The organism is Polynucleobacter sp. AP-Kaivos-20-H2 (genome assembly GCF_018882215.1).
GTDB lineage: Bacteria > Pseudomonadota > Gammaproteobacteria > Burkholderiales > Burkholderiaceae > Polynucleobacter.
The window spans coordinates 314689-330831 of record NZ_JACVOX010000002.1 but is presented as its reverse complement, the minus strand read 5'-3'; the positions used below and the strand labels follow the sequence as shown (position 1 = coordinate 330831).

The window sequence follows — 16143 nt, the reverse complement described above, 5'->3', positions numbered from 1 at the left end:
CATCAGTTGATTAAGGTATGCACAAAAGCCACCCTAGGGTGGCTTTTGTTTTGCTGTCAAATACGTAAGTCTTAGTTAACGCCGTGGAGCTCCACATCAAATACCAGTGTGGCATTTGGAGGAATAACGCCACCCGCACCGCGAGGACCGTAGCCCATCTCCGAAGGAATGATAAGGGTACGTTTGCCACCAATTTTCATGCCAGCTACCCCTTCATCCCAGCCTTTGATGACATGTCCAGCACCCAAGGGGAAGCTAAAGAGTTGACCTCGATCTAAGGAGCTATCAAACTTTTGACCTTTATGGTCAGCAGCCTTCTCGTCATAAAGCCAGCCGGTGTAATGCACATCCACATGATTGCCTGCGGCAGCTTCTTTGCCTTCGCCCACAACAGTATCGATTTTTTTGAGTTCACTCATGATGTTTTCCTATTTCACACAAATTGAATGGCTAGTATATTCTGAGCTCTGTAAATCTCTTCGGTAATGATGCTTTAGCTAAAACGTATGACTAATTATTGGCCAAATTCTGCATATAGCACCCTATCAATCGGTTCCGATGATCAGTTGTTGGTGACAGACGACTTTTTGCGTACTTATATGCAGAGGCCGGAGCTCAAGCTGGTTCCTGAATCCTGCGCTATCGAACGTTCGCTCCATCAACGTTTAACTGACAACCCTCGTACAGATGTTGTTGATGATGAAATCTCGACGATGGCTGATGAGGATATTCAGGAGAACTATCGCGTTTGGCTGCGCTACCGAAAGCGTTTATTGGCGGCAAGCTCCCTAGAGAACTTTTATATGAGTTTATTTAAAGGTGAGGGAGTGGACGTACCCCCTTTATTTATTGCTCAACTCGCCCAAATTTTTATTAGACATATCCTGGGTAACAATGCTCATCCACTAGAAGCCCGCATAGGCGAGCTCTTTTTTAGAACTCAGAAGATTACTGTTATCGAGGATGGTATCGTGATGGGTGCGGACGATGAGGTAGTTGCGCGCAATGCTCAAGCTAGTGATACGGGCAACATCATGGATTTGCTTAAAGGCAAGTCAATGACGATGCGTTCAGCTGATCTAGATGTGCTGCACGAAGACAATGCTGATACCTATTGGACTCGAAACGAAGATTTTGATTTAGCAGTTCAGCTCAATTTTGGGCATGAGCCTATTAATCATTTTTGTCGCGTCTTAGAGAAATGGATAAAACATTTTCTAGGAGTTAGTGCGCGCATTACCCCCATGCAGCAAATTACGGATCCTAAGTGGTCATGGCATGTTGGCCTAGATGCAGCCGCTACCGAAATACTCAATAAGCTTTACAACAAAGAGTTGGTTGAGGCAGATGAGTTGCAGAAGGTAATTTGTTTATTCCGCCTAGACTTTATTGATGAGGCTGCTGTAGCTCAAGCGCAGGCTGGCAAGCCGGTATATATGGCTATTGCCATGAACGACCAGCAGCAGCTGAAGTTAAAGCCACAAAACCTTTTGTTTAACTTGCCGCTAGCTAAAGCCTCTTAGGCCGTCACTTGCGATTTTCTCCGTTGCTGAGCCAGCCAGAAAATCGCAAGACCGCTTACTACAACAGGGATGAGTGATCCCCAATTGAGGATGCTCCAACCATGCGATGTGACTAGGGCGCCCGATCCAAAGGAAGTGAAGGCCATCGTTCCGAAGACAAAGAAATTAATGGCAGCCTGTGCCTTGTCTCGCTCATTGGGTTGATAGGCAGTCATCGCTAAAGAGGTGGCGCCAGTAAATAAAAAGTTCCAGCCAACGCCGAGCAAAAATAACGCGATAAAGAATTGATGGAGATTAGTTCCGGTAAGAGCGATTGCAATGCAGATGAAGTTCAGAAACACCCCAGTCCCCATCACTTTTAATACCCCAAATCGTTGGATGAGTGATCCTGTAAAAAATCCGGGAGCAAACATGCCAATCACATGCCACTCCAGAACTAAAGCGGTGTCCGAAAATGGTAGCCCACAGATTTGCATTGCCAAAGGTGTGGCGGCCATGAGTAGATTCATGACCCCATATCCCAATGCTGCTCCAATGATGGCAACCATAAAGACTGGCTGTTGGAGAATGACTTTCAGTGGGCGTCCATCAGTAAGGGCATGCTGAGTCTTTAGCTCTTGCGGAAACTGAATGAATTGCATCACGAAGATGCCGATGAACCCGGCAATGGATAGAGTGAGATAGGCCCCTAGAAAGGCAGTATCAAACAGATCTCGAGTCCAGGAGGCTAGATTGGGTCCAATAACTGCACCTAGAATGCCACCAGCTAACACCCAAGAAATCGCTTTATCGCGTTGGCTCTGGTCTGTCAGCTCTGCTGCGGCAAAGCGATAGAGCTGCCCATTGGCGCTGTAATAGCCTGCAATAAAGGTCCCCAGCACCAACAACCAAAAGTTTCTAGTAGTGGCGGCGTAAGCGCATAGAAGTGCTGAGAGCATTGCTACTAGCAAGCCCAGCTGGAAAGAAACTCTGCGCCCGAAGTAGTTTTGAGATTTGGCCACAATGGAGGTAGAAAAGGCGCCCCCGACAACATAGCCCATGACGGGTAGGGTGGCCATCCAGCTGGCTGGCGCAAGGCTGAGCCCCACAAGCCCATTGATGGCGATAAAAGTGACGTTATTGGTGAGGAATAGCCCCTGACAAATGATCAGCAGCACAAGATTTTTGTTGAGTAAAGGATGTTTGCTGGTCATGGCTTGCAGTGTACGGTGAATTTGAAGTCGAAGTTGTCTCGGTGGATTCCCTTAATTAGGTGCTTTAAGGTGCAAAACCAGCATTTTTGCCAAGCCCGATGATTTAAAATGGAAAACTCGCCTCATTGGCAAAAGATGCGCTAAAAGCGACTTGCAAAATGTGGATTTGAGGGCGACAGGGTAAAAACCTGACTCTGTAATTTTTTCAATATTGAGGAAACATTCATGGCTTCAGAGAAATCAAAGATTATTTATACGCTGACAGATGAGGCGCCACTTTTGGCTACTCGCGCATTTCTGCCAATTATTCGTACTTTTGCAGCTCCTGCTGGCGTGGAGATCGTGACGAGTGATATTTCAGTTGCCGCCCGCATCTTGGCTGAGTTTCCTGAGTGCTTGACCCCTGAACAGCAAGTTCCTAACAATTTGGCTGAGCTAGGCAAAATGACTTTATTGCCTGATACCAACATTATTAAGCTGCCAAATATTAGCGCCTCTATTCCTCAGTTACTCGCGGCCATTAAAGAGCTGCAATCCAAAGGCTACAAGATTCCTGATTTTCCTGAAGATCCAAAAACGGATGAAGAAAAATCCATTCGTACTCGCTATTCCAAATGCTTGGGAAGCTCAGTAAATCCTGTATTACGCGAAGGTAACTCTGACCGCCGCGCTCCTCCTGCTGTCAAACGTTACGCTCGTAAAAATCCACATTCGATGGGAGAGTGGAGTCAGGCGTCACGCACTCACGTTTCTCATATGCATGGCGGCGATTTCTATGCTGGCGAGAAGTCCATGACCTTGACTAAGGCTTGTGATGTGAAGATGGACTTGGTCACAAAGAGCGGTAAGACTATCGTCCTTAAACCAAAAGTCTCTTTATTAGCTGGCGAAATCATCGACAGCATGTACATGAGCAAAAAAGCGTTATGTGACTTCTATGAGAAAGAAATCGAAGATGCTTATAAGACCGGCATGATGCTGTCCTTGCACGTCAAGGCAACCATGATGAAGGTTTCTCACCCAATCGTATTTGGTCACGCCGTAAAGATTTTCTACAAAGATGCTTTTGCAAAGCATGCCAAGCTGTTTGAAGAGTTGGGCGTGAATGCTAATAACGGCATGAGCAGCCTCTACGAAAAGATTAAAACTTTGCCAGAATCTAAGCGCGAAGAAATCATTCAAGATTTGCATGCCTGCCACGAACATCGTCCAGCATTGGCGATGGTGGATTCTGCAAAAGGCATTACCAACCTTCATTCCCCAAGCGATGTGATCGTAGATGCTTCTATGCCTGCAATGATTCGCGCTGGTGGAAAAATGTGGGGTGCTGATGGTCGTTTACATGATACGAAGGCAGTGATTCCAGAAAGTACCTTTGCCCGCATCTATCAAGAAATGATTAATTTCTGTAAGACACATGGCAACTTTGATCCAACAACGATGGGTACGGTTCCTAACGTCGGATTGATGGCCCAACAGGCTGAAGAGTACGGCTCGCACGATAAGACTTTTGAAATTCCTGAGGCTGGTGTGGCGCGTATCGTTGCCGATGATGGCACCGTATTGCTTGAGCAAAATGTGGAAGAGGGTGATATCTGGCGTATGTGCCAGGTTAAAGATGCGCCAATTCGTGACTGGGTCAAGTTGGCTGTAAATCGCGCGCGTCTTTCTAATACTCCTGCAGTATTCTGGCTTGATGAGTACCGCCCACACGAAGCTGAATTGATCAAGAAGGTCAATACCTACCTTAAAGACTACGATCTGAAGGGTGTGGATATTCAAATCATGTCTCAGACTCGTGCAATGCGTTACACCTTAGAGCGCGTGATTCGTGGCAAGGACACGATTTCTGTGACTGGCAACATTTTGCGTGACTATCTCACTGACTTATTCCCAATTATGGAACTAGGTACTAGTGCAAAGATGTTGTCCATCGTGCCTTTAATGGCTGGCGGCGGCTTGTTTGAAACTGGCGCTGGTGGATCAGCTCCTAAGCACGTTCAACAATTGGTAGAAGAAAACCACTTGCGTTGGGATTCACTTGGTGAGTTCATGGCTTTGGCTGTATCTCTTGAGGATATCGGTGATAAGACAGGTAATAACAAGGTAAAGATCTTAGCCCGCACTTTGGATGAGGCGACTGGTAAGTTATTGGATAACAATAAGTCACCTTCACCACGTACTGGTGAGTTGGATAACCGCGGTAGCCAGTTCTACTTAGCAATGTACTGGGCTGAAGCATTGGCTGCTCAAACGGAAGATAAGGAACTGCAAGCGCACTTTGCTCCCTTGGCAAAATCTTTGATTGAGAATGAGCAAAAGATTGCAGCCGAACTCAAAACGGTTCAAGGTAAACCAGTAGATATTGGTGGTTACTTTATGCCTGATTCTGAGAAGTTTGAAGCGGTAATGCGTCCTAGCGCTACTTTGAATGCAGCTTTAAAGGCAGCAAATGCATAATAGGTATAAGCGATAAGTATTTAAATTTTAAAATAGCTTTAGTATTTAAAGGCAAACCTTCGGGTTTGCCTTTTTTATTTATCAATTCCATTTCTAAGTGATGCCTAAACCAAAAGACCTGGTTGAATTGAGTTATCTGAGCGAAGCTATCTCGGATATGTCTTTTCTTGGCTTAATGCGCTTGCTCGAGTCGGCGCGCGCGTTTAATCAAAAAAATGGTGTTACCGGAATTCTCTTATACGATAACCAGCAGTTTGCTCAGGTGATTGAAGGTGAGCACACAAACATTATGAAGGTATGGAAGAGAATCCAGGATGATAAACGGCATCATCGTATTGAATTATTGGAGATTAAAGAAATTTCCGAAAGAAGCTATCCAGATTGGCTACTTCGCTTTGATGGCGGCGAGTCTTTAGTTAGAGACTACCCCGACTTGGCTCAAATGGTTGGCGGTATGGATAGAAATAGCCTCGCTTTGATGAACCAAATGCGGGCAAGTTAGTTTTAAGCAAGAAATTCCCATCGGTAGCAAAATAGGTTTATTACATTTATGGGAGCGCAACATGCGTTTTACTGATAAGACCATTCTTGCAGGTGATATCACCCCAAAAGACGTATTTGAAAACCGCCGAAATATTATTAAGACTGCGGCTGCAGGGGGCTTTGGAATGGCGCTGGCGCCTTGGTTCTCTAGGGAGGCGCTTGCTGCTAGCCCAGAAAAGTTGGCCGCTACACTGAATCCCGCCTATGCGAATAAGGATGATTTGACTGCTCTGAAGTACGTCACCAGCTATAACAACTTTTATGAGTTTGGTACTGATAAGGCTGATCCAGCAGCGTATGCCGACACCTTGCAGACAAGACCATGGACCATCTCAATTGAGGGCTTGGTCAAAAAGCCAATGACACTCGATATTGATGCACTTCTGAAGTTGGCACCAATTGAAGAGCGCATTTATCGAATGCGATGTGTTGAAGGTTGGTCCATGGTTATTCCTTGGGATGGCTACTCTCTTTCTAAGCTGATTAATAAAGTGGAGCCATTAAGTTCAGCAAAGTATGTGGAATTTATTTCCTTAGCGGATCGTAAGCAAATGCCGGGAATTAAAAGCAACATCATTGATTGGCCCTATCGCGAAGGTCTCCGTATGGATGAGGCCATGAATCCGCTCACACTCCTGACCCTTGGTTTATATGGCGAGGTCTTGCCTAAGCAAAATGGCGCTCCTGTCCGTATTGTGGTGCCTTGGAAGTATGGCTTTAAAAGTGCCAAGTCGATTGTCAAAATTCGTTTTACAGAAGAAATGCCTAAGACTAGTTGGAATCAATTTGATGCTCGTGAATATGGTTTTTACTCCAATGTAAATCCTCAGGTAGATCACCCACGCTGGAGTCAGGCAGTTGAGCGTCGTATTGGCGATCCCAAGGGAATGTTTGCGCCGAAGATTAAAACCCAAATGTTTAATGGCTATGGCGAACAAGTAGCCAGCATGTATACGGGCATGGACCTGAAGAAGTTCTATTAGTAGGCAACAAAGCGCATTCAGCGCAACTAAGTTCTTCTTCCTGGCTCTGGTAGCGGAACCATGACTGCTTGACCTGGCGCGCTACAGCCTTGGTCACAACAGCGTCCTGGCTGCTTATTTTTTGTGATAGCGCGTTCTTCGTTGCTCGTCAGAACTCCACGATCTAACAGACGCTCTACTAGCTCCACTTTGTTTCCAATTGGGTATTGGCGATAGATTTCTTGCTTCATAGCCGCGGGGGAGCCGCCACCATGTAAGCTGATTACCGAATACCATCCACCTTGATAGGATGCTGTGAGATCTTCAATAAACCGAGCGACCTCGATACGTTTATCGTAAGGAACAGCTGGATTCGCGCGTAGTACTTCAGCTAAGGTAGCTGCCGTCGCAGGATTATGATCTTCATCTGGTCCTGGTAGGGCTACGATTAATCCGCCAGATACCTCATGAGCAAGCCTGTGCATGTCATAAATTTGCGTTGCTAATAAGAGTTTTCCGATATTAGAAAATACGGGTTCAGGCATGAATGATTTGCTGTAGGGATCTTGGGTGCCATATACGCTTGCAGCGACACCACAGGCATAAAAGCCTTCAGTAATTTTAATTAATTCAACCATCGGATCGCGTAAATTGGATTTTGTTGCTGGATCCAATCCATTCGCCTCACACATTAAAGCGCCTGCACCAATTAAAAGATCTCCAAAGCCAGCTCGAGCAGCGATACAGCTATGGCGATGGTGAGTGGCATAGTTATATGTGAGCACGCTAGAGTGCTCCCATTCGCCAGCATAAAAAACACGCTCCCAAGGCACAAACACTTTATCAAAAATTACTACGCCAGTAGATTGACCATACTTGCTAGAAAATATCGGTTTACCGTGCTCTACCTTATCGCCGGGCCTTCCTGCTGGGCGTGCCACAATCGTAATACCCTTAGCGTCGACTGGGACAGCACAGCAAATCGCAAAATCAGCATCCTCTTTTGTCATATTGCGTCCTGGCATGACCAGAAATTCATGCATATAAGGAGCGCCAGTCACAATTGCTTTTGTTCCTGAGATGACTACCCCCTTAGCATCCTGAGAAACAATATGCACATAAGTATCTGGATTTTCTTGCTCATGAGGCCTGCGGGATCGATCCCCTTTTGCATCCGTCATTGCAATTCCTAATGCAAGGTCATTTTTTTGCACGTGAGAGAGATATTCAGTAAATTTTGCGCGATGTTCATTGCTACCCTTTGCATCATCAATACGTGCAGAAACTTGCGCAATTGCATTCAGGGCATCATGTGCTAGATAGCGTTGCGCACAGCCTGTCTCTTGGCACAGTACACGTACTGCCTCTAATTTATTTAAGAGATCTCCTGAAGACTGATTAATGTGAAGCATTCTGGGCACTGTAGCTCCATTCGATTCCGCCAACATCAAGGGTGCTAATGCCGGGTCGTGGACCATGTCATAAGTGACTCCTAAAGCTTGAACCCCAGGTCGCAATGAAGGCTCGTCGGCAACGGATTCTATTAATCGACCGTCAACATAAACAGTCGGTTTTAATGAGCGCAAAGATTCTTGATAGTCTTTGCTAGTCATAAATTGGGAGGTGCTGCTATTCATGGGGATACCTAGCGTGTAATTGGCTGAATAAAAGGATGTAAAGTGAATCATACACATAAATTGAACAGTGTTCAATAATATGAACGTATGTATAATTATTGTATGAATAGCGCCAGCACTAAAGCTCAAGATCTTCGTAGGCAAGCCCTCGTTGATATTAAGCGTGGCCAGATTTTGAGTGCGGCTAGATCGGTCTTTATTGAATTTGGTCTGGAGGCTGTCAGTATGCGAGAGATTGCCAGGCGCGCAGGATATACCCCAGGGGCAATATACAGCTACTTCACAAGTAAGGAAGAGATCTATGGCGCTTTACTCGCCGAGTCTTTAGAGCGTTTGAATGATTGTATTAATGATTCCGAGTTAGCGGCGCCTACAAAAGCGGTAGATACTCCGAAAAATAATTTTTTTGCCTTGCAAAAAAGTGCCCTAGCGTTCTACCAATTCTATAGAGATAACCCGCGTGATTTAGATTTGGGATTTTATCTTTTTCAGGGCCTGAAGCCGCGTGGACTGACAAATGAGTGGGACGTCGAGCTTAACGCCCGACTAAGGGATGCCTTGCGCCCTCAAGAGCTTGCATTAAGTAAGTTGGGGTGTAGTAAAAAAGAAGTCGATACAGAGGTTACGGCTATCTTTGCGCATATTGTAGGTGTACTACTTTTGAATCACACGGGTCGTATTCGGATGTTCGGTAAAGGTGCCGATGAATTAATCATGCATTATTTAGATGGCTTAGCCCTTCGTCTGCCAAAGACTACTAAGAAAAATTAATTTTATAAAATCCATGTTTAATCCAACTACTAGCGTACTGATTCTGGTTGATTATCAAACCCGCCTTCTTCCCAGTATTCATAATGGAGAATCTGTAGTTGATGAGGCTTTATTTTTAGCAAAGCTTACAAGAATTTTAGACATTCCTATCTTTGGAACTGAGCAAAATCCAGAAGGCTTAGGGCCCAATGACCGGAGAATTCGCGGTTGTTGTGATCAAACTCTTTTAAAGTTTTCATTTGATGCAACAAAAAATGGTTTGTTGGAGTTGATTCAAAAAGTGAACCCTTTAAATAATCAAGTAGTGCTAGCTGGTTGCGAAACACATGTCTGTCTAATGCAGACTGCATTAGGTTTAAGAGAAAAAAGTTTTGAGGTGGCCGTGATACCGGAAGCTTGTGGTAGTAGATCGCCAAACGATAAGATGCTTGGTATAGCGCGCATGCAACAGCAAGGCATTGCAATGCTGAGTACTGAGATGATTGTCTTCGAGTGGCTGCAAAACTCTAGGCATGCTCAATTTAAAAATATTTTGCAGTTGATTAAAAGTCGAGTTTTAAAAGACTAAAAAATCTACTGAGTACTAAATACTGACTCTAGAAGCTGAGTGAGATCTTCCCATAGACAGTCCAACTGTAGAGTTGGTATGTTTGGATGATTTGTTTGGCTCCACCAATAGCGATTAATAGATTTTTATTAATGCGCTGAGTGACCATTCCATCAATTGGCACAAACCAACCTCCCCCTGCGGCGTTATAGATAGCGCCATTTTCATCCCAGAGGCGAAGCTGAGTGCTGGGTCCTAAGTTCAGTCCTATAGTTGGGTACAGTTCAAGACGGCTGGCTAGTGGGGGTGGACTGGTGCCAGACTGCGCCTTTGAGTTAAAGCCAATCATATATCTAGCTAGCGGCGAGATGTCTGCAAGTAAATTTTGTCCGCTAGTAGCGGGCTTAAAGGAGGTGCTTACTTGAGGACCTGCCAGCCATTGCCCTGTATTGCTAAGTGGGGCAATAATACGTGCTCCAATATTACCTAGCCAACCTTCTTTACCGCCCCAAATGGTGAGCATTGCATTGTTTGGTGAATAGGCACTAGTCGATTGCGCTGTTTGTTGTGGCCCCGTGTTTTGAGTATAGGCAGTATCCAGTCTCATCGTCCCATGCCAATCCCCAATATTGAGGGGGTTGTAGTAACGTAACTTAAGGGTATTGACATTGTTCTGTGACCCCTCGTATTCATGATAGCCCCAGAATTCTAGGACGTGATCTTGCAGTCGTTCTTGGGAAGTATTGATGAGCCCTAAAATGGGTGCAGAAGAGGGCTCCTCGGCGGCGCTCACTAAGGCGGTTGTAATGCAAAAGAAAGTAAAGATGAGTGCGCGCGGGATTACCATATAGGCATTAATATTAAATTAAAACCGACTATTTATTATCAATTTCAAGAGGAAGTATGGAACATACTGTATTGATTACTGGCGCTACTGCAGGATTTGGTGAGGCAACTGCCCGACGTTTTTTAGCTCATGGGCATCAGGTGATTGCTGTTGGAAGAAGGCTCGATCGCTTGGAGGTTTTAAATAACTCCTTGCCCGCCGTGCAACAGAAAAAACTCCTTACCTTGGTACTGGATGTTTGCGATAGTGCTCAAGTGGATGTTCTGGCTAGTACTCTACCGGTAGAGTTTTCTAAAGTGACTGTTCTGGTAAATAATGCTGGCCTTGCTTTAGGCTTGGAGCCAGCTTATCAGGCAAAGATTTCCGATTGGGATCAAATGATTGATACCAATATCAAAGGATTGGTTCATATGACCAGAGCTTTTCTTCCCGGCATGGTCGAGCGTAAGTGTGGTCACGTGATTAATATAGGATCGGTAGCGGGGCTCTATCCCTACCCCGGTAGTAATGTCTATGGTTCGACTAAGGCATTTGTAAAGCAATTTAGCTTAAATTTACGCGCTGATTTAATCGGAACACCTTTGCGCGTTACTTGTGTGGAGCCGGGTCTCAGCTCAGGTACTGAATATTCTAATGTTCGATTTAAAGGTGATGATGCAAAAGCAGAAAAAGTCTATGAAGGCGTTCATGCTTTAAGTGCAGATGATATTGCGGAAGCAATTTATTGGACTGCCAACTTACCTGCCCATATGAATATCAATGCGCTTGAGGTGATGCCGGTTCAACAATCCTTTGCTGGTACTACTTTGCATCGTGGTGCTTTATAAGACTTAAGGCTTCCAGCGATAAAACTTGGGATAGACACGCATCACAACAGGGCCATCAAAGTCCCATGATTTGCAGGTGCCTAAGTAAAGAGGCGGTTTATTGCCTTCCGGATCAAAGAATGCACCGGGGATGGATTGGTAGGCCGCTGTAGCAAGAGTGACGAGAAGCTCACGTAAATGCGTGCACCCTTTAATGCCGCCTAGGTGGGTATCAATGGTTCTGCGCCAGCCTTTACCAATACGCTCCCCAACTAAGCCATCCATCGGTGGAATGGCTGTCGAGCATTCTGAATGAGGCTGCCCATCCATGACGGCTTCAATCGCTTGAATAACAAAATCTTGGTTAAGCGTGACGCGCACCCACATGTCATGAAAAGCTTCGCCTGGTTGCCAGGTTTTTGCTGTGGTCTGAAAAGGATTGGTTTTGAAATCCTTCAGATGACCCTCGATATCCCAAAGGCCATCCTCTCTTGCATAACCTTGAAAGGTAATTTCTCGATTATGTAATAAAGAGCGTGGTTTTGGCTTGGAGAGCATTGTGATGGCGTCTAGAAATAGCGGGAATACTCAATGATAATGAATTACAAGGAGCAAATGATCAATCCAATGAAAGTCTCCTCTGTAGTATGCTCTGCAGCATATGGCAAAACCGATTCCCCTAGAAAAAATTCTTTTTAGCCAAGGCTTTGGTACCCGTCGCTATTGTAGTGATTTGGTATATGCCGAACTGGTGAAAGTAAATGGCGTTTTAGCTGAAGACCCAGAGCAAAGAATCGCCCCTGAAAATTTGATTCTTAATGTTGAGGGTAGGGATTGGGAATATCACGAGAAAGCCTATCTCGCATTTAACAAGCCAGCCAATTACGAGTGTTCGCACAAGACAACACATCACCCCAGTGTCTACAGTTTGTTACCCAGCCCCTTTGTGGAAAGAGGTTTGCAATGTGTGGGACGCTTAGACTATGACACGACTGGCTTGCTGTTGATCTCAGATGACGGTCAATTTATTCATAAGATGACTACTCCCAAGAAAAATATTGGCAAGGTTTATGAGATCACTACACCAGAGCCTATTACTCAGAGACAAATCGACCACCTTATGAATGGTGTTGTACTTGATGATGATCCAAAGCCTTGCTTCGCTTCTGCATGCAAACTCATTTCTGATCATGTGCTGGCAATGACTATTGTTGAAGGTCGCTATCACCAAGTAAAACGCATGATGGCTGCAGTGGGAAATCATGTTGCCAAACTGCACCGTACTGAAATCGGAGCATACAAAATACCCGCTGATTTAGTGGAAGGTGAATGGCGCTGGCTCTATCCAGAAGATTTAAAGCAGCTTTCTCAAAGCATCTCTACTTAAAGGAAATTTATTTTGATGGTTAATCACTTCGATTTGGAGCAAGAAATTCCTTCATGGTTTCTTGATATCAGCGGCAAGAAAATTACGCGAGAATTTGTATTTCTAGACTTTAAGCAAGCTTTTGAATTTATGACGCTCTGCGCCCAGTGTGCCGAAGACATTGGCCATCATCCCGACTGGTCGAACTCTTGGAATAAGGTGAAGGTCGAGTTGACCACCCATTCAGCGGATGCCCTAACTGCATTAGATGTTCAGTTAGCAAAGGCAATGGATACCTTTGCTTCCCAAGTAAACCAACGCTAATTAGTGCTCTTCACCTTCGTGCTCTTCCTCATTCATGCTCATGAGGATGGTAGCTAGTAGGCCATAAACCACTTCGGTGGAGATCATGCCATCTTCATCTAAATCATCAATTAAGTCATTTAGGCGATCCTCAGTAGGCTCGTTGAGCAAGGTCATTGCACACTCGCACCCATAGTCAAAATCTTCATCGTTTTGGGTTTGGTTTTCTTCGGTCATATTTATCCTTAATTTGAGGCTTCAGGATAGCAAATTACAGTCTGGTTCGATAGGGTTTTGCCCTAGACCGAGACATTTATGTGCGAGCGCAAAAAGTCCAGAATGATTTATAGTCTTTTGAAAAGAAAACCATAGGAGACAACATGCAGTTAAACATTAATGGTCAGGTTCAGAATATTGATGTGGAGCCGAATATGCCCTTGTTGTGGGCTATTCGGGAGGTGGTGGGGCTCACTGGCACGAAATATGGTTGTGGTGTTGCGCAATGTGGGGCCTGTACTGTCTATCTCAATGGTGAGCCAGTTCGCTCCTGTTCAATTCCGGTATCTGCTGTTGGTAAAGCCAAAATTACCACCATTGAAGCGCTCTCTAAAAACAATACGCATCCAGTACAGCAAGCTTGGGTTGCACTCGATGTGCCTCAGTGCGGTTATTGCCAATCAGGTCAAATCATGGCAGCCGCCGCTCTCTTAAAGAGAAATCCAAAGCCAACTGATGCCGATATCGACAATGCCATGGGCAATCTATGCCGTTGTGGAACGTACCAAAAGATTCGAGATGGAATTCATGTTGCCTCCGGTCAAAAGAAGTTGGCGGATATTTTAGCGCAGTACAACGCCACTCCTGCGACACGTGGTTAAGGAGAAGAACATGACAACACAAAAACAAACTCTGAATTTGGAAAATCCTTCTCGTCGTGATTTCATCGTCAAGGGCACCATGTTGGGTGGTGGGCTTATGTTGGGGATAGGTGCCTTGCCTGATTTAGCATTTGCTCAAGCAGGCCCTAAATACGATCCAAATACACCGCTGCAAGCAGGTGAAGCTGAAGTCAACGCTTGGGTCAGTATTAAGCCTGACGATACTGTCTACATCAGAATTGCTCGATCAGAGATGGGTCAAGGAACACGCACAGGCCTTGCTCAATTAGTTACCGAGGAGCTCGAGTGCAATTGGAAGAAGGTTAAAACTCAATCAGCCACGCCAGGACAAAGTTTAGCGCGCAAGCGCGTGTGGGGTGAGCACGGGACTGGTGGTAGCCGCGGCATTCGCATCTCCGAAGATTATGTGCGTCGTGGCGCAGCAGCAGCTCGTATGATGTTGATGCAGGCGGCAGCCAATCAGTGGGATGTGCCCGTAACAGAGTTGACCGTAGATAAAGGTGTTATCACTCATAAAGCAACAGGTCGCAAAACCACCTACGGCAAAGTGGCCGAGCTGGCATCTACCTTGACTCCACCTGATCCAAAGTCGATTACCTTACGGGATCCTCGAGACTGGAAAGTTGCTGGACAGCCCTATGCACGTTTAGATACTGCCAATAAGGTTAATGGATCAAAAGTATATGGCGTTGATTTACAGCTTCCGGGCATGCTCTGCGCTTCTGTAAAAGCTTGCCCTGTCTTTGGTGGCAAATTGGTAAGTTATGACGAAGCCAAAATTAAAGAGATGCGTGGTGTGAAGGGTGTAGTCAAGATTGATGACAGTACTGTAGCGGTAGTAGCTGATACCTGGTGGCATGCAAACACAGCGCTTAATGCGTTGCCCATTGTCTGGGATGAGGGTAAAGCTGCCACTGTGTCACAAGATGGCATCAATAAAATGTTACGTGATGGTTTAGATGAAGAAGGTGATTTTTGGCAGCGTAAGGAGGGCGATGCACCTGCCGCCATCAATAGCGCCGCTAAAAAAGTAGAGGCCATCTATTACACGCCTTATCGTGCACACGTCACGATGGAGCCTATGAATGCCACCGTCAAAATTACGGGTGATCGTGCAGAGGCTTGGGTGCCAACTCAAAATGGTGAGGGATCTCACGCAGCTTTATCTGAAGCTACTGGCTTACCACTCGCAAATTGTGAAGTGTATAAATTAGATTCTGGTTGTGGCCTGGGTCGTCGCGGCTCCACGCAAGACTTCACAACCTTTGCTGCTAAAGTAGCGCAAAAGTTTCCAGGGGTCCCGGTCAAAGTCATCTGGAGTCGTGAAGAAGATATGACTCATGATTACTACCATCCGATAGCAATGGCAAAGATGACTGCTGGTGTAGATGGGTCAGGCAATTTGACGGGTATGCATATTAAGGTTGCCGGCCAATCGATTAATGCCACATTAGCACCACAGGCTATCAAAAATGGTAAAGATGAACGTCAGCTCCAAGGCTTTTATGAGAAGGGCCCTGATGCTCAGCTGGGCTACACCTTCCCGACACTCCTAACAGAATATGTGATGAAGAATACTCATGTGCCGGTTGGCCCATGGCGTGGCGTAAACACCAACCAAAACGGCATCTTCATGGAATGCTTTATGGATGAGTGCGCTAAGGCAGCAGGTAAGGATCCTGTGAAATTTAGGCAGGCGCTCATGCAAAGTCATCCAAAGCATTTGGGCGTTCTTAACGCTGCCGCGAAGAAGGCGGATTGGGATAAACCATTGCCATCAGGAACCTATCGTGGCGTTGCTCAGTTCATGGGCTATGCCAGTTACTCTGCTTGCGTTGCTGAGGTGACTGTACAGAATAATGTCGTGAAGGTTACGCGTTTGGTGTTTGCCTTAAATTCGGGACATGTCGTTAATCCTTACTTAACCCGAGAGCAAATTGAAGGTTCTGTGGCGATGGCATTGGGCGCAATTTTCTTGCCAGAGATCTCTGTAGAAAAAGGCCGCATCAAACAGCAGAATCTGGATACCTACCCAATATTGAAGTTATCGTCTACACCAAGGATCGAAACAGTCTTAGTTCCAACTTATGATTTTTGGGGTGGAGTAGGTGAGCCAACGATTTGCGTGGTTGGTCCAGCCGTTGCGAATGCTATTTCTGCTGCGATTGGTAGACCAGTTCGAAACTTCCCGCTGAGCAAGGAGGGGTTGAGTTTGGCTTAGTTTTAGAGGAAGTTCAGCTTAAGTATGATCGCATCTCAATCGATTAAACGACCCCATTGATTTTG

17 protein-coding genes are annotated in these 16143 nt (G+C 45.5%); 11 read left to right on the top strand and 6 right to left on the bottom strand.

Going from position 1 to position 16143, the window contains the following annotated elements:
* Positions 1 to 71 precede the first annotated feature (71 nt).
* Positions 72 to 419, bottom strand: coding sequence for an FKBP-type peptidyl-prolyl cis-trans isomerase (locus tag ICE89_RS06070; protein ID WP_072583173.1), 348 nt, complete (start codon positions 417 to 419; stop codon positions 72 to 74).
* Positions 420 to 506: 87 nt separating this feature from the next.
* Between ICE89_RS06070 and ICE89_RS06065 the strand changes: the two genes are divergently transcribed.
* Positions 507 to 1523 carry a DUF6352 family protein gene (locus tag ICE89_RS06065; RefSeq protein WP_216263950.1) on the top strand — a complete coding sequence of 339 codons (1017 nt, stop codon included), beginning with the start codon at positions 507 to 509 and terminating at the stop codon, positions 1521 to 1523.
* Here ICE89_RS06065 and ICE89_RS06060 read toward each other — a convergent pair.
* On the bottom strand, positions 1520 to 2716 hold the full coding sequence (locus tag ICE89_RS06060; protein WP_216263951.1) for an MFS transporter: 1197 nt from the start codon (positions 2714 to 2716) through the stop codon (positions 1520 to 1522). The genes ICE89_RS06065 and ICE89_RS06060 overlap by 4 nt on opposite strands.
* A gap of 225 nt (positions 2717 to 2941) precedes the next feature.
* Here ICE89_RS06060 and ICE89_RS06055 point away from each other — a divergent pair, with 225 nt between their 5' ends.
* From ICE89_RS06055 to msrP, 3 genes are all read left to right on the top strand, one after another.
* A complete protein-coding gene (locus ICE89_RS06055; RefSeq protein WP_216265218.1) occupies positions 2942 to 5176 on the top strand; it encodes an NADP-dependent isocitrate dehydrogenase in 2235 nt (744 codons plus the stop codon).
* A 100-nt stretch (positions 5177 to 5276) separates the two neighbouring features.
* Positions 5277 to 5678, top strand: coding sequence for a BLUF domain-containing protein (locus ICE89_RS06050; RefSeq protein WP_216265217.1), 402 nt, complete (start codon positions 5277 to 5279; stop codon positions 5676 to 5678).
* A 61-nt stretch (positions 5679 to 5739) separates the two neighbouring features.
* The gene (gene msrP / locus ICE89_RS06045) at positions 5740 to 6702 is read left to right on the top strand and encodes a protein-methionine-sulfoxide reductase catalytic subunit MsrP (RefSeq protein ID WP_216265216.1); all 963 of its coding nucleotides are present in this window, start codon (positions 5740 to 5742) and stop codon (positions 6700 to 6702) included.
* A gap of 26 nt (positions 6703 to 6728) precedes the next feature.
* Here msrP and ICE89_RS06040 read toward each other — a convergent pair whose 3' ends face one another.
* On the bottom strand, positions 6729 to 8318 hold the full coding sequence (locus ICE89_RS06040) for a 4-hydroxyphenylacetate 3-hydroxylase family protein (RefSeq protein WP_216265215.1): 1590 nt from the start codon (positions 8316 to 8318) through the stop codon (positions 6729 to 6731).
* 102 nt (positions 8319 to 8420) lie between these two features.
* Between ICE89_RS06040 and ICE89_RS06035 the strand changes: the two genes are divergently transcribed.
* Together ICE89_RS06035 and ICE89_RS06030 are read left to right on the top strand one after the other, a co-directional pair.
* The gene (locus ICE89_RS06035) at positions 8421 to 9089 is read left to right on the top strand and encodes a TetR/AcrR family transcriptional regulator (protein ID WP_255558732.1); all 669 of its coding nucleotides are present in this window, start codon (positions 8421 to 8423) and stop codon (positions 9087 to 9089) included.
* A gap of 13 nt (positions 9090 to 9102) precedes the next feature.
* Positions 9103 to 9657, top strand: a complete 555-nt coding sequence (locus tag ICE89_RS06030) for an isochorismatase family protein (protein WP_216265213.1) — start codon at positions 9103 to 9105, stop codon at positions 9655 to 9657.
* A gap of 28 nt (positions 9658 to 9685) precedes the next feature.
* Here the strand turns inward: ICE89_RS06030 and ICE89_RS06025 are convergent, their stop codons facing one another.
* Entirely contained in the window at positions 9686 to 10483 is a 798-nt protein-coding gene (locus ICE89_RS06025) for a hypothetical protein (RefSeq protein WP_255558730.1), read from the bottom strand.
* Positions 10484 to 10539: 56 nt separating this feature from the next.
* Here ICE89_RS06025 and ICE89_RS06020 point away from each other — a divergent pair, with 56 nt between their 5' ends.
* A complete protein-coding gene (locus ICE89_RS06020) occupies positions 10540 to 11310 on the top strand; it encodes an SDR family oxidoreductase (protein ID WP_216265212.1) in 771 nt (256 codons plus the stop codon).
* Positions 11311 to 11313: 3 nt separating this feature from the next.
* Here the strand turns inward: ICE89_RS06020 and ICE89_RS06015 are convergent, their stop codons facing one another.
* Positions 11314 to 11847 (bottom strand): DUF2889 domain-containing protein, encoded by a 534-nt coding sequence (locus ICE89_RS06015; RefSeq protein ID WP_216265211.1) that lies wholly within the window; start codon positions 11845 to 11847, stop codon positions 11314 to 11316.
* Positions 11848 to 11950: 103 nt separating this feature from the next.
* On the opposite strand from ICE89_RS06015, the gene ICE89_RS06010 reads away from it, so the two are divergent.
* Both ICE89_RS06010 and ICE89_RS06005 read left to right on the top strand, forming a co-directional pair.
* A complete protein-coding gene (locus ICE89_RS06010; RefSeq protein WP_216265210.1) occupies positions 11951 to 12676 on the top strand; it encodes a pseudouridine synthase in 726 nt (241 codons plus the stop codon).
* 15 nt (positions 12677 to 12691) lie between these two features.
* Positions 12692 to 12979 carry a 4a-hydroxytetrahydrobiopterin dehydratase gene (locus ICE89_RS06005; RefSeq protein ID WP_216265209.1) on the top strand — a complete coding sequence of 96 codons (288 nt, stop codon included), beginning with the start codon at positions 12692 to 12694 and terminating at the stop codon, positions 12977 to 12979.
* On the opposite strand, the gene ICE89_RS06000 is transcribed toward ICE89_RS06005, so the two are convergent.
* Complete coding sequence (locus ICE89_RS06000; protein ID WP_072583161.1) at positions 12980 to 13195, bottom strand: hypothetical protein; 216 nt, start codon at positions 13193 to 13195, stop codon at positions 12980 to 12982.
* Positions 13196 to 13338: 143 nt separating this feature from the next.
* Here ICE89_RS06000 and ICE89_RS05995 point away from each other — a divergent pair, with 143 nt between their 5' ends.
* Together ICE89_RS05995 and ICE89_RS05990 are read left to right on the top strand one after the other, a co-directional pair.
* Positions 13339 to 13836, top strand: coding sequence for a (2Fe-2S)-binding protein (locus ICE89_RS05995; protein ID WP_216265208.1), 498 nt, complete (start codon positions 13339 to 13341; stop codon positions 13834 to 13836).
* Between the two features lie 10 nt (positions 13837 to 13846).
* Positions 13847 to 16078 (top strand): molybdopterin cofactor-binding domain-containing protein, encoded by a 2232-nt coding sequence (locus tag ICE89_RS05990; RefSeq protein WP_216265207.1) that lies wholly within the window; start codon positions 13847 to 13849, stop codon positions 16076 to 16078.
* Positions 16079 to 16143 lie beyond the last annotated feature (65 nt).

Coding starts and splice junctions, on each gene's coding strand:
- ICE89_RS06000 (WP_072583161.1), bottom strand. CDS start 13,195: ATGACCGAAGAAAACCAAACCCAAAACGATGAAGATTTTGACTATGGG.
- ICE89_RS05990 (WP_216265207.1), top strand. CDS start 13,847: ATGACAACACAAAAACAAACTCTGAATTTGGAAAATCCTTCTCGTCGT.
- ICE89_RS06070 (WP_072583173.1), bottom strand. CDS start 419: ATGAGTGAACTCAAAAAAATCGATACTGTTGTGGGCGAAGGCAAAGAA.
- ICE89_RS06050 (WP_216265217.1), top strand. CDS start 5,277: ATGCCTAAACCAAAAGACCTGGTTGAATTGAGTTATCTGAGCGAAGCT.
- ICE89_RS06005 (WP_216265209.1), top strand. CDS start 12,692: ATGGTTAATCACTTCGATTTGGAGCAAGAAATTCCTTCATGGTTTCTT.
- ICE89_RS06025 (WP_255558730.1), bottom strand. CDS start 10,483: ATGGTAATCCCGCGCGCACTCATCTTTACTTTCTTTTGCATTACAACC.
- ICE89_RS06030 (WP_216265213.1), top strand. CDS start 9,103: ATGTTTAATCCAACTACTAGCGTACTGATTCTGGTTGATTATCAAACC.
- ICE89_RS06060 (WP_216263951.1), bottom strand. CDS start 2,716: ATGACCAGCAAACATCCTTTACTCAACAAAAATCTTGTGCTGCTGATC.
- ICE89_RS05995 (WP_216265208.1), top strand. CDS start 13,339: ATGCAGTTAAACATTAATGGTCAGGTTCAGAATATTGATGTGGAGCCG.
- ICE89_RS06065 (WP_216263950.1), top strand. CDS start 507: ATGACTAATTATTGGCCAAATTCTGCATATAGCACCCTATCAATCGGT.
- ICE89_RS06010 (WP_216265210.1), top strand. CDS start 11,951: ATGGCAAAACCGATTCCCCTAGAAAAAATTCTTTTTAGCCAAGGCTTT.
- ICE89_RS06055 (WP_216265218.1), top strand. CDS start 2,942: ATGGCTTCAGAGAAATCAAAGATTATTTATACGCTGACAGATGAGGCG.
- ICE89_RS06040 (WP_216265215.1), bottom strand. CDS start 8,318: ATGAATAGCAGCACCTCCCAATTTATGACTAGCAAAGACTATCAAGAA.
- ICE89_RS06035 (WP_255558732.1), top strand. CDS start 8,421: ATGAATAGCGCCAGCACTAAAGCTCAAGATCTTCGTAGGCAAGCCCTC.
- msrP (WP_216265216.1), top strand. CDS start 5,740: ATGCGTTTTACTGATAAGACCATTCTTGCAGGTGATATCACCCCAAAA.
- ICE89_RS06020 (WP_216265212.1), top strand. CDS start 10,540: ATGGAACATACTGTATTGATTACTGGCGCTACTGCAGGATTTGGTGAG.
- ICE89_RS06015 (WP_216265211.1), bottom strand. CDS start 11,847: ATGCTCTCCAAGCCAAAACCACGCTCTTTATTACATAATCGAGAAATT.